Source organism: Streptomyces sp. NPDC004561, from assembly GCF_053602155.1.
Map to the genome: position 1 here is coordinate 1 of NZ_JBSGDB010000302.1, position 11,188 is coordinate 11,188.

Consider the following 11,188-nt stretch of genomic DNA (forward strand, 5'->3'; position numbering starts at 1 on the left):
CGAGGGCATGCGGGACGGCTGGGTCTCCCAGGACGAGGAGGGCTCCCGGCAGACCCGGCCCTTCCAGGGCTCGTGCATCTTCCAGAACCGGCCCGCGCTCTGCAGGGTCATGCCGGTGGCGAACAGCCGCTGGATGGCCAGGTCGTGCAGGTCCCGGGCGATCCGGTCGCGGTCCTCCAGCAGCGCGATCTGCTGGGCGTCCCGCCGTCGTTCGGCCAGCTCCATGGCGATCGCGGCCTGCGCGGCGAACCCGCGCAGCATCTCGGTCTCCCTGCCGGAGAACACCGCCCGGCCGCTCTCGCGCGCGAGCAGCACCACGCCCCGGACGCCGCCCTCGCCCGTGCCGATCGGGACGGCCACGGCGGGGCCGAGACCGCGGAAGCGCGGTGGCTCCGGGGAGACCCGCTCGTCATGGGCCGCGTCGTCGCTGGTGACCGGGGCGGCGGCGGAGAAGGCCAGGCCCATGAGGCTCTCGCGCAGGGGCAGCACCAGACCCCGGTGGGCCTCCGCCTCCGCGCCGACGGCGATCTCTACGGAGAGCGCGTCGATGCCCTGCATCGGCATGGCGACCGCCGCGAGGGCCGAGCCGGTGATCTCGCGGGCCCGCTCCGCGATCAGGTCCAGCGCCTCGGCGCGCGCGCTGCCGGACATCAGGCTGTGGCTGATCTCCGCGTTCGCCATCAGCCAGCGCTCCCGCAGCCGGGAGTCCTCGTACAGGCGTGCGTTGTCGATGGCCACGCCGGCCGCGACGGCCAGCGTCGACAGCACCGACTCGTCCTCCTCGTCGAACTCCAGCCCACCGCGCTTCTCGGTCAGGTACAGGTTGCCGAACACCTGGTCGCGGACGCGGATCGGAACCCCGAGGAAGCTGTTCATCGGGGGATGGCCCGGCGGGAAGCCGTACGAGGACGGGTGCTGGGAGATCTTCGACAGCCGCAGGGCCTGCGGGTGGTGGATCAGCTCGCCGAGGATGCCGTGGCCCTCCGGATAGGGGCCGATCGCGGTGATCTGCTCCCTGCTCACGCCGATGGTGTGGAACGCCGAGAGGGTATTGCCGTCGGGCCCGATGACGCCGAGGGCGGCGTACTCGGCGTCCACGAGGACCGCCGCGGCCTCCACGATGGAGTGCAGGGCCTGTTCCAGCTCCAGTTCACGGCCGACGGAGAGGACCGCCTCGAGCAGGCTGTGCACCCGGTCCCGGGTACCGCGGGCCGCGTCGATCCTGGCCTGCAGCTCCTCCAGCAGCTCGTCGAGCTTGAGCTGCGGCAGTCGTACGCCGGGCTCCTCCGTACCGGTCACCACGCCCTCCAGTCCCCATCGGCACACGGCTTCGAACCGATGGGCCCTATGACACGGTATCGGCTCCGGGGCCGGGAGGGCATGTGATCGTTCCCAGCCCTGCGGTCCGGGCGGGGCCGGAGGGGACCGGCTGGGCCGGGTCAGGTCCGCGGGGTGGGACGTCCGGCCCCGGTCCAGGACCGATCGGCACTGTCGGGGGCGGTACGGGAGGGACGACAGTGGACTCCAGGAGCGGCACCGATCCCCCGCGGTGTCGCTCCGCCCGCACCCCGCCTGCGCGCGGGCCGACCAAGTCCGCGTTCCGAAGGCGGCGCACCCTGCGAAGAAGCCAGCCATGATCCGTCATCCCGACCAGACCCGCCGGCACGTCGACCTCGACCGCACCGAGGCGCTGCGGCTGCTGGGCAGTGTGTCCCTGGGCAGGGTCGTCTTCACCCGGCAGGCGCTGCCCACCGTCCGCCCGGTCAACCACGTCCTGGACGGCGGCGACATCGTGATCCGCACCCACGATGCCGCGGCGCTGACCGCGCACGCCCGGCAGGGCGACGGCGCCGCGGTGGTCGTCGCCTACGAGGCCGACGCCATCGACCCGGAGACCCACCTCGGCTGGAGCGTCGTCGTCACCGGCTACGCCCGGCTCGTGACGGACCCCGTCGAACTGGCCCGGCTCCGGGCGCTGCTGCGTCCCTGGGTGCCGCACGAGGACAAGGACCAGGCGGTGCGCATCCGCCCCGACCTGGTCACGGGTGTGCTCCTCACCGGCCCGGGAGGAGCCGCGGAAGAGTGGTGATCGGGGGTCGTACGGCGACGGCGGTCGCGGCCGGCCCCGTCCCCGGTCAGTCGGTGATGCGGCGCCCGGTGAGGGTGACGGGGTCGATCCGCACCCACAGGTCGCGTTGGCCGCCCGCCCAGGGCGCGCTGTGCGCCCGCTCGGCCAGCCGGTGCCGCTCCCCCGGATCGGTCACGGCCCGGGCGTAGCCGCGGACCAGCACGCTCCAGCCCCGGCTGAAGGCGTCGTCGATCCGGTCGACCTCGAAGGCCACGATGTCGCCGATCACGAGCGCGGGTGTGCCCTCGGGCGAGGTCCGGAACACGATCGCGCCGTCCACGACGCTGTAGTTGACGGGCAGGATCACCGGCCCGCTGTCCGTGGGGACGGCCAGCCGGCCCACCCCGTGCGAGCCGAGCAGGACGTGGCACTCGCCGGGGCTCAGCTCCACGAAGTGGGTTTCGGGTCCGGCGCGCGCGGGGCCGGGCGGCAGGTCCACCACGCCGCCGGTCAGCTCGGTGACGGTGGTCTCCAGCACCTCGGCCAGCCGGCTCAGCACACCGGTGCCCGGTGCGGCGCCCGGGTGCTCCTCCAGGTACCCGAGGTAACTGGACGCCATGCCGGCGCGTGCGGCCGCCTGCCGCCGGGTCAGGCCGAGTTGGGCCCGCCGGGTGGCCAGCCGCCGGCCCAGGTCGCCCATCGGTGACCCGGCCGTCGCCTGCGTCCGCTGCGTCTCGCTCGTCCGTTCGGTCATGCCCTCACGCTCTCCCCGGTCAGGTCGTGGGAACGGCCAGTTCGTGCTGCTCCCCGCCGAGTACCACCTTCAGGGCGCCGGTCTCGGCGGCACGGGAGAACACGTCGTACGCCGTCTCCATGTGGTCGAGCGGGAAGGTGTGGGTGACCAGCTGTCCGGTCGGCAGCCGGCCGGCGGCGGCCATCCGCAGCAGGGTCGGGGTGGAGTAGGTGTCCACCAGTCCGGTCGTGAGCGTGACGTTCATGATCCACAGGTCCTCGAGGTGCAGCGTGGCCGGCCTGCCGTGCACACCGACGTTGGCCACGTGCCCGCCGGGCCGCACCATCCGCGTGCACATCTCGAAGCTCTCGGGGAGTCCGACGGCCTCGACGACCACGTCCGCGCCGAGCCCACCGGTCAGGTCCTCCACCAGCTGGCGCGGCGCCTCCTTGACGTCGGCGACGGCGTCCGCGCCGATCCGCCGGGCGGCCTCCAGCCGGGACGCCGCGGGATCCACCGAGATGATCCGCTCCGGGGCGAACAGCCGTGCCGTGGCGATCGTGGCGAGCCCGATGGGCCCGGCGCCGACGATGACGACCGTGTCGCCGGGCCGTACGTGCCCGTTGAGGACGCCGACCTCGTAGGAGGTGGGGAAGATGTCGGCGAACAGTACGGCGTCCTCGCTGCGCAGGGTGCCCGGCAGCGGGTGCACCGACAGGTCGGCGTACGGGACGCGGACGTACTCGGCCTGGGTGCCGTCGATCAGGTGGCCGAGGATCCAGCCTCCGCCGCCCCGGCACTGCCCGTAGGCGCCCTCCCGGCAGAATCGGCAGCGTCCGCACGAGGTGATGCAGGACAGCAGCACCCGGTCCCCCGGGCGCACGGTGCGCACGTCGCCGCCGATCTCGACGATCTCGCCGACGGCCTCGTGGCCGAGCACCGTGCCGGGGCGCACCTCGGGCACGTCGCCCTTGAGGATGTGCAGGTCGGTCCCGCAGATGGTCACGGCGCCGACCTTCACGATCGCGTCGGTGGGCTCCTTGATCCCGGGGTCCGGGACGTCCTGCCAGGAGGCCTCCCCGGGGCCGTGGAAGACGAAGCCTTTCATGGCGCTCCTCACCCTCTTCGGTGGTTGCCGCGGAGCTCCCGGCCGGACGGTGCCGGTCGCCCCGCCCGTCCAGCTTGGCGGGCGGCGAGGGCTCGCGCTTGGGCCGTCCGGCCCCGGTGCCCGGCCGGACGGGGGCGCATCGACCCCGGCCCCGCGGCACGGGGGACGGACCCGCTTCCGGGACGCCTTCGGGGGCGGAGCCGCCGCGCCGTGCTGTCCCGGCCGGGCCTTGGAAAGGGACCATTCGGCCCTTCCCGATTACCCGTATGTCCTATTTCGTGTTGCCATGCCCGAGAACGATGAGCGGCCCGGGGCCGCTCCGGCACCGGTCGGCCAGAACGGCCCGACCGTGCTGCCGCTGCACGGGGAGATCGACCTGCTGACGGCGCCCGCCCTGGCGGAACGGCTCGACGCGCTGACCGCGCGCCCGAACCCCGACCTGGTGCTGGACCTGAGGCCGGTCGCCTTCATGGACTGCGCGGGGCTGGGCATCCTGTGCCGGACACGCAACCGGGTCCTGGCCCGGCGCGGCCGGCTGCGGCTGGTCGCGGACAGCGCCGGTTTCCTGCGGATGCTGCGCGCGGCCGGTCTGGGAGGCGTCTTCGAGGTGCAGCCCCGGCTGCCGGAGTCCCTGCCGGCCACCGGCTCCGTGTGACGGGCCGGTTCGGGACCGGACGGCCGCGCGCGGGGCCCCGTCCGTCCTTGTGGGCGCCCGCGTCACCGTGACGAGGAGGTGCGGCCCGATGAGCGCGACCCGGCGGATGTGGCGGCTGCGCCGGAATGTGCTGCGCCGGCGCGAGGACGTCGTCGAGGCCTGGGTGCTGCTGGCCGTGTGGGTGCTGGTGCTGGTCGGCGGCGCCGTCGCCGGGCTGGTGACGGCGCATGCCGCGAGCGGGGTGTTCGCCCGGCAGCGAACCGACCGGCACGCCGCGCGAGCGGTGCTGCTCGCCGGCGCGCCGCGCGACACGACGGCCCTCCAGGCGAACGGCCGGGTGTGGGCGCCGGTGCGCTGGACGGCTCCCGACGGCACCACGCGCACGGCGCAGACGCTGGTCGACGAAGATCTGCCGACCGGGGCCCGGGTGATGGTCTGGCAGAACGGCCGGGGAGACCTCGTGCCCGCGAAGCCCGCCGGGCGCGTCGAGGGCGACGTCGAGTCGGCCCTGTTCGGCATCGCCGCCGCGCTCGCGCTCGCCGGTCCGGTCTACGGAGCGGGCGCACTGGCCCGGGCGCACATCGACCGGCGCCGCCTGGCCGCCTGGGACCGTGAGTGGGAGCTGGTGGGCCCGCACTGGAGCCACCGGACGAACTGACGCCGCAGGGACGTTCCCGGGCGGGCCGGCGGCGGACCCCGCGGGCTCCGGTTCGCTCACCGGGAGCCGCCCGGAGGAGGGGGACGGGCTCCTGGCCATCCCGGGGTCAAGGTAACTCCAGGGCTGTGCCGCCGTCGGCCAGGGCGGCGCGTAACGCGGCCTCGGCCTCGAAGCGGGCGTCGGGGTCGGCGAGTACGTCGCGGAAGAGGCGGTTGACCTGAAGCAGGCGCTGGCGGGCGGTCTGGGGGTGGATGCCCAGCCGGGCCGCGATCTCCGGAGCCGTGCCGTGCCGGGTCTGGAGGCACGCCAGCAGGGTCGCGGCCAGCCGGTCACGCTGCTTCGAGGTCAGGGAGGCGAGCGGCCTGAGGTGACGGCTCGCCATCAGGCGCACCAGAGCGGGGTCGGCCAGCAGGAGCAGCCGGGCGAGTGAGGGGTCGGCGGCGGGCGGGGCGCCCGCCTCGCGCAGGCTCCGGGCCCAGCGCAGGGAGTCGGCGGCCTGCCCCGGGGGTACGGCGGGGCCCACCACGCCCGCCGTGTCGCGCAGCAGCTGCTGCAGCCGGGGGTCGGCGAGGAGGAGGTGGGGGCTCGGGATCACCAGGCACGGCGCGGCTCCCTCGAGATCCGCGAGCACCGGCTCGGGGAGGCGGGGCCGCCGCAGTGCACCACGCCCGCCGGGCAGGGACGGCCCTCCCGTCCCGGCGGCGCCACCCGCTCCGGTCAGGGAGCCGAGTGCCGCCGCGGCGACGGTGTCGGGCAGGGGCCAGTCGGCGTCCGCGGCGGCACGGCCGAGGCTCTCCCGGTCGGGACTGCCGGTGGTCAGGAGCATCAGGAGGTGGTGCCGCCGGCGGCCGGTGGCGCCCGCGGCATCGGCCTGGGCCTCGGCGTAGGCCCCCACGGACACCGCGGCGATCTCGTCGATGTGCGTGAAGACCGCCTCCGCGAGGAGCGCCACCGCCTCGGTGCTCAGGGCCAGGCGGCGGGAGACCCGCGCGTAGCGGCGCCAGGCGACCCGCGCGCCGAGCCGGTACGCGGCCTGGAGCGCGTCAAGACCGCGGCCCTCCACCCACTCCCCGCGGCCGAGCGCGCGATAGACGGGGATGCGGGCAGCCTCCAGCGACCCACCCGCCGAAGTGACCCGGTCGGCGAATTCGGCGAGAGCCGTCTCGACACCCTGCTGTATTGCCGCGCCGAACTGCCCGGAAAGCGGGCGGGAGAATTCTGGAATCTGCGCTCTGATCTCGTGGATTATTTCCGAGGCGACGGTCCGGTTCTCCTTTTGGAGTTCGGCGCCGAGACGGCGGGGAAGCGCGTCCCACAGGCCACCTCGCGACTCCCTGGACGTACCCGACCCCCTGTCATCTGCGCGGCTGCCATTCCACTGGCCTTCTGCGGAGTATGAGCCGAAGTTACCGGCCGGTCAAGACGTGCGGCGGAGATCGGATACCGCATTCGCCGGCACTCCCTGGAGGCGCACTTGGGTGAGTGTTTTCCGGCGGGTCGGCCGGAGAATGTGACACCGCCCTGAGTGGCCGACCCTCTTCATGCTGCACATTGTTGCTTGCCGATTAAAGGTCTCCTAGTTTCACTGCCGACCGAGCACTATTCCAGAACAAGGGACGGTACTGGAAATGAGACGCAAGGCGGCAATTCGTAGTGCCCTCGTGGCCGTCACGGCCACCACCGGACTGCTCGCCGCGAGCAGCGGAACTGTCCACGCCACCGCCGACGGCCCCGCGGCGGAATACAGCTTCGTCTCCGGATTTCTGAAGGGTGTGTTCGACGCCGGAGAGGCCCCTCCCGGCGCCGACGACTGGAACTGCCGGCCGACCGCCGAGCACCCCGACCCGGTCGTCCTCGTACACGGAACGCTGGAGAACATGAACGACATGTGGCGGGGCGCCGCCCCGCTGCTGGCCGCCGAAGGCTACTGCGTCTTCGCCCTGAACCACGGCGGCTCCTCCCCCACCGCGCCGTTCCAGGGGGTCGGCCGCATGGAGGACAGCGCGGCCACCCTGGCGTCCTTCGTGGACCGGGTCCTGGCCGCGACCGGCGCCGCCAAGGTGGACCTCGTCGGTCACTCCATGGGCGGCGGCCCGGTACCCCGCTACTACCTGAAGAACTTCCCCGGGGCCGCCGGCAAGGTCGGCAAGCTCGTCGGCATCACCCCCTCCAACCACGGCACCACGCTCGACGGGCTCACCGAACTCGGGCGTCAGCTCCACATGCTGGAGCCCGTCAACGCCCTTCTGGAGCACGACTACCCGTCGTTCGTGGAGCAGGAGACCGGCTCGGACTTCAACCGCGCCCTCGACGCGGGCGGGGACACGGTCCCCGGGGTCGACTACACGGTGATCACGACCACCGACGACGAGGTGGTCACCCCGTCCACCAACGGCTATCTCACCGCCGGACCGGGCGCGACGGTGAAGAACATCACCGTGCAGGACACCTGTGGTCTCGACGCCACCGACCACCTGGAGGCGTCCTACGATCCGGTCGTCCTCACCCACGTCCTCAACGCCCTGGACCCGGCGCACCCGCGCCCGGTCAGGTGCCAACTGGTCCTGCCGCTCACCGGACCGGTGCTCCCGGCCGACTGACCGCCGGCCCACGACCGGCCCGGCCGGCAGCGGTGCGAGTGTCCTGACGCCCTCCTGTCAGGACCTCGTCGTACTGCCGGCCGTCGGCGTCCGGCCTCCGCTCAGCCGCCCCAGCTCCAGTCGGCGACCTCGGGCAGGTCGGTGCCGTGGGCGCGGATCCAGGCCTGGTGGCGGGTGCGGGCGTCGGCCATCGCCTGGCGCACGGCGGCGGCGCGCACGGCGAGTCCCGGGACGCGGTCGATGACGTCCATGACCAGGCGGTAGCGGTCGAGATCGTTGCGTACGACCATGTCGAACGGCGTGGTCGTGGTGCCCGACTCCTTGTAGCCGCGCACGTGCAGGTTCCCGTGCCCGGTGCGCCGGTAGGCGAGGCGGTGGATCAGCCACGGGTAGCCGTGGTAGGCGAAGATCACCGGCTTGTCGGTGGTGAACAGGCCGTCGTACTCGGCCTCGGTCATGCCGTGCGGGTGGTTCTCGTGCGGCAGCAGCCGGGTCATGTCGACCACGTTGACCACGCGCACGGCGAGGGAGGGCAGGTGCCGGCGCAGCAACTGGGCGGCGGCCAGCACCTCCTGGGTGGGGACGTCACCGGCGCAGGCGAGGACCACGTCGGGTTCCCCGCCGTTCTCCGTGCCGGCCCACTCCCAGATCCCGGCGCCGCGCGCGCAGTGCGCGCGGGCCTGGTCCATGCTCAGCCAGTCGAAGCAGGGCTGCTTGCCGGCGACGACCACGTTGACGTAGTCGCGGCTGCGGAGCACGTGGTCGGCCACGGACAGCAGGGTGTTGGCGTCCGGCGGCAGGTAGACCCGGACCACCTCGGGGCTCTTGTTGAGGACGTGGTCCACGAACCCGGGGTCCTGGTGGGAGAAGCCGTTGTGGTCCTGGCGCCAGACGTGCGAGGTGAGCAGGTAGTTGAGGGAGGCGACGGGGGCCCGCCAGCTCAGCTCTCGGGAGGTCTTCAGCCACTTGATGTGCTGGTTGACCATGGAGTCGACGATGTGCACGAACGCCTCGTAGCAGGAGAACAGTCCGTGCCGGCCGGTCAGCAGATAGCCCTCCAGCCAGCCCTGGCAGAGGTGTTCGGAGAGGATCTCCAGGACCCGGCCGTGCCGGTCCAGGTGCTCGTCCACCGGGAGCACGTCGGCCTGCCACGCCTTGCCGCTGGCGTCGTAGACGGCCTGGAGCCGGTTGGAGGCGGTCTCGTCCGGGCCCACGAGGCGGAAGTCCCGGCGCTCCGCGGTGTCCTTCATGATTTGCGCGAGGAGCGCGCCGAGGACCCGGGTGGGCTCGTGCAGGGTGGTGCCCGGCTTGTCGACGGGCACGGCGAAGCCGTCCAGGGACCGCAGCGGGAGGTCGCGGACGAGCAGGCCGCCGTTGGCGTGCGGGCTCGCGCCGAGGCGCTTCGTCCCGTCGGGGACGCAGGCGAGGACGTCGGCGCTCGGCCGGCCGTCCGGGCCGAACAGTTCCTCGGGCCGGTACGAGCGCAGCCAGTCCTCCAGCTGGCGCAGATGGTCCGGGTTCTCCCGGACACCGGCCAGCGGGACCTGGTGGGCGCGCCAGGTGCCCTCGACCGGTTCGCCGTCCACCTCGGCCGGGCCGGTCCAGCCCTTCGGGGTGCGCAGGACGATCATCGGCCAGTGCACGCGCTCGGTGCTTCCCTCCTCGCGGGCGGCGCGCTGGGCCCGTGCGATGCGGCCCAGGGCCTCGTCGAAGGCGGCCGCCAGGGCGCGGTGCACCTCGGCCGGGTCGTCGCCGGTGACGTGCAGGGGTTCATGGCCGTAGCCCCGCAGCAGCGCGTCGAGTTCGGCCTCCGGGAGGCGGGACAGCACGGTCGGGTTGGCGATCTTGTAGCCGTTGAGGTGGAGGATCGGCAGCACGGCCCCGTCGTGCACCGGGTCGAGGAACTTGTCGGAGTGCCAGGACGCGGCGAGCGGCCCGGTCTCCGCCTCCCCGTCCCCGATCACGCAGGTCACCAGCAGGTCCGGGTTGTCGAAGGCGGCGCCGTAGGCGTGCGCGAGCGAGTAGCCGAGTTCGCCCCCCTCGTGGATCGAGCCGGGGGTCTCCGGGGCCACGTGGCTGGGCACGCCGCCGGGGAAGGAGAACTGCCGGAAGAGGCGCTCCATGCCGGCCGCGTCCCGGGTCACGTCCGGGTAGGTCTCGCTGTAGCTGCCCTCCAGCCAGGAGCCCGCTAGGACGGCCGGCCCGCCGTGCCCCGGGCCCCACACGCACAGCGCGTCCAGCCCTCGGGTCTTGATCACCCGGTTGAGGTGTGTGTAGACGAGGTTCAGTCCGGGCGAGGTGCCCCAGTGGCCGAGCAGCCGGGGCTTGATGTGCTCGGGCCGCAGCGGCTCGGTCAGCAGCGGGTTGTCCATCAGATAGATCTGGCCGACGGCGAGATAGTTGGCGGCGCGCCAGTGCGCGTCCAGGGTGCGCAGTTCCTCGTCGGTGAGTGGAGCGGCATCGTGGGGGGCGGCCTCGGTCATGGAGACTCCGATCATCGTCGGGTAGGGGCGGGGCGAGGTCAGGCGGATTCCGGTACGACGGCCACCGGGCAGGCCGCGTGGTGCAGTACGCCGTGGGCGATCCGGCCGAGCTGGAGGCCGAGGTGGCCGTGCCGGCGCGGGGCGCCGACGACGAGCAGTCCGGCGTCCCGGGAGGCGGCGACGAGGATGTCGCGGGCGCGGCCCTCGACGGTCGTCCGGCGCACTTCCAGGCCCTCCGGGAGGTCCCGCAGCGCCTCTTCGACCGCGTCGGCGGCGTTCTGTTCCTGCCCCTCGTCGGACGCGCCGACGAGCAGCGGCGGGGCGACGGCGCCGTGCGCGGGCCGCCGCCAGGCCCGTACGACCTCCAGGGGTACGCCGCGCAGCACCGCCTCCTCGGCCGCGAACCGTACGACGGCCGAATCCCCCGGTTCGTCGCCGGCGCCCACGACGACGCGGCCGGGCGTGGCGGTGTGCTCGCCGCCCGCCGACTACCTGGCCCGGCGCGCGGCCCTCGGCTGGCAGGAGGTGAACCGCCGCTTCCTGAGGGCCGCGGGGGCCGAGACGTTCTGCCTGGACACCGGCTACGCCCCCCACCCGGTCACCTCCCCCGCCGACCTGGCCCGCTCCGCCGATGCCGCCGCCTTCGAGGTCGTACGGCTGGAGCAGATCGCCGAGGCCCTGGCCGCGCGGGGCGTCGAGGCGGGCGAGTACGCGGCCGTCCTCCGCGCGGCCGCCGAGGAGGCGGTACGGCGGCCGGGCGTGGTGGCCGTGAAGTCGGTGGCCGCCTACCGCACCGGCTTCGCGCTCGACCCGGAGCGGCCCACGGACACCGAGGTGACCAAGGCGGCCGCCCGCTGGCTCGCCGCCCGCGGACGGCTCGCGG

The 11,188-nt window shown here is 73.7% G+C and carries 9 protein-coding genes and 2 pseudogenes; 5 read left to right on the plus strand and 6 right to left on the minus strand.

Annotation, left to right across the window (positions count from 1 at the left end):
- A partial coding sequence (locus ACWEN3_RS30955; protein ID WP_452977326.1) for a GAF domain-containing protein occupies window positions 1-1,299 on the minus strand: 1,299 nt, incomplete at its 3' end.
- Window positions 1,300-1,633: 334 nt separating this feature from the next.
- Between ACWEN3_RS30955 and ACWEN3_RS30960 the strand changes: the two genes are divergently transcribed.
- Window positions 1,634-2,089, plus strand: coding sequence for a pyridoxamine 5'-phosphate oxidase family protein (locus tag ACWEN3_RS30960; RefSeq protein WP_452977329.1), 456 nt, complete (start codon window positions 1,634-1,636; stop codon window positions 2,087-2,089).
- 46 nt (window positions 2,090-2,135) lie between these two features.
- Here the strand turns inward: ACWEN3_RS30960 and ACWEN3_RS30965 are convergent, their stop codons facing one another.
- Both ACWEN3_RS30965 and ACWEN3_RS30970 read right to left on the minus strand, forming a co-directional pair.
- The gene (locus ACWEN3_RS30965; RefSeq protein WP_452977332.1) at window positions 2,136-2,822 is read right to left on the minus strand and encodes a helix-turn-helix domain-containing protein; all 687 of its coding nucleotides are present in this window, start codon (window positions 2,820-2,822) and stop codon (window positions 2,136-2,138) included.
- Window positions 2,823-2,841: 19 nt separating this feature from the next.
- The gene (locus tag ACWEN3_RS30970) at window positions 2,842-3,909 is read right to left on the minus strand and encodes a zinc-dependent alcohol dehydrogenase family protein (RefSeq protein WP_452977335.1); all 1,068 of its coding nucleotides are present in this window, start codon (window positions 3,907-3,909) and stop codon (window positions 2,842-2,844) included.
- A gap of 286 nt (window positions 3,910-4,195) precedes the next feature.
- Between ACWEN3_RS30970 and ACWEN3_RS30975 the strand changes: the two genes are divergently transcribed.
- Together ACWEN3_RS30975 and ACWEN3_RS30980 are read left to right on the plus strand one after the other, a co-directional pair.
- On the plus strand, window positions 4,196-4,564 hold the full coding sequence (locus tag ACWEN3_RS30975; protein WP_452977338.1) for an STAS domain-containing protein: 369 nt from the start codon (window positions 4,196-4,198) through the stop codon (window positions 4,562-4,564).
- An 88-nt stretch (window positions 4,565-4,652) separates the two neighbouring features.
- The gene (locus ACWEN3_RS30980) at window positions 4,653-5,222 is read left to right on the plus strand and encodes an Rv1733c family protein (RefSeq protein WP_452977341.1); all 570 of its coding nucleotides are present in this window, start codon (window positions 4,653-4,655) and stop codon (window positions 5,220-5,222) included.
- A 106-nt stretch (window positions 5,223-5,328) separates the two neighbouring features.
- Here the strand turns inward: ACWEN3_RS30980 and ACWEN3_RS30985 are convergent, their stop codons facing one another.
- Window positions 5,329-6,285, minus strand: coding sequence for a helix-turn-helix domain-containing protein (locus ACWEN3_RS30985; protein ID WP_452977344.1), 957 nt, complete (start codon window positions 6,283-6,285; stop codon window positions 5,329-5,331).
- A gap of 598 nt (window positions 6,286-6,883) precedes the next feature.
- On the opposite strand from ACWEN3_RS30985, the gene ACWEN3_RS30990 reads away from it, so the two are divergent.
- A complete protein-coding gene (locus ACWEN3_RS30990; protein ID WP_452977347.1) occupies window positions 6,884-7,822 on the plus strand; it encodes an esterase/lipase family protein in 939 nt (312 codons plus the stop codon).
- Window positions 7,823-7,923: 101 nt separating this feature from the next.
- On the opposite strand, the gene ACWEN3_RS30995 is transcribed toward ACWEN3_RS30990, so the two are convergent.
- Window positions 7,924-10,305, minus strand: a complete 2,382-nt coding sequence (locus ACWEN3_RS30995; protein ID WP_452977350.1) for a phosphoketolase family protein — start codon at window positions 10,303-10,305, stop codon at window positions 7,924-7,926.
- A gap of 38 nt (window positions 10,306-10,343) precedes the next feature.
- Window positions 10,344-10,775 (minus strand): annotated as a pseudogene (locus ACWEN3_RS31000) (universal stress protein); the annotation flags it as partial.
- On the opposite strand from ACWEN3_RS31000, the pseudogene ACWEN3_RS31005 reads away from it, so the two are divergent.
- Window positions 10,729-11,188 (plus strand): annotated as a pseudogene (locus tag ACWEN3_RS31005) (amidohydrolase family protein); the annotation flags it as partial. The pseudogenes ACWEN3_RS31000 and ACWEN3_RS31005 overlap by 47 nt on opposite strands.

Bases quoted from the DNA above. Each gene is read 5' to 3' on its own strand.
- ACWEN3_RS30960 (WP_452977329.1), top strand. From the start codon at position 1,634: ATGATCCGTCATCCCGACCAGACCCGCCGGCACGTCGACCTCGACCGC.
- ACWEN3_RS30965 (WP_452977332.1), bottom strand. From the start codon at position 2,822: ATGACCGAACGGACGAGCGAGACGCAGCGGACGCAGGCGACGGCCGGG.
- ACWEN3_RS30970 (WP_452977335.1), bottom strand. From the start codon at position 3,909: ATGAAAGGCTTCGTCTTCCACGGCCCCGGGGAGGCCTCCTGGCAGGAC.
- ACWEN3_RS30975 (WP_452977338.1), top strand. From the start codon at position 4,196: ATGCCCGAGAACGATGAGCGGCCCGGGGCCGCTCCGGCACCGGTCGGC.
- ACWEN3_RS30980 (WP_452977341.1), top strand. From the start codon at position 4,653: ATGAGCGCGACCCGGCGGATGTGGCGGCTGCGCCGGAATGTGCTGCGC.
- ACWEN3_RS30995 (WP_452977350.1), bottom strand. From the start codon at position 10,305: ATGACCGAGGCCGCCCCCCACGATGCCGCTCCACTCACCGACGAGGAA.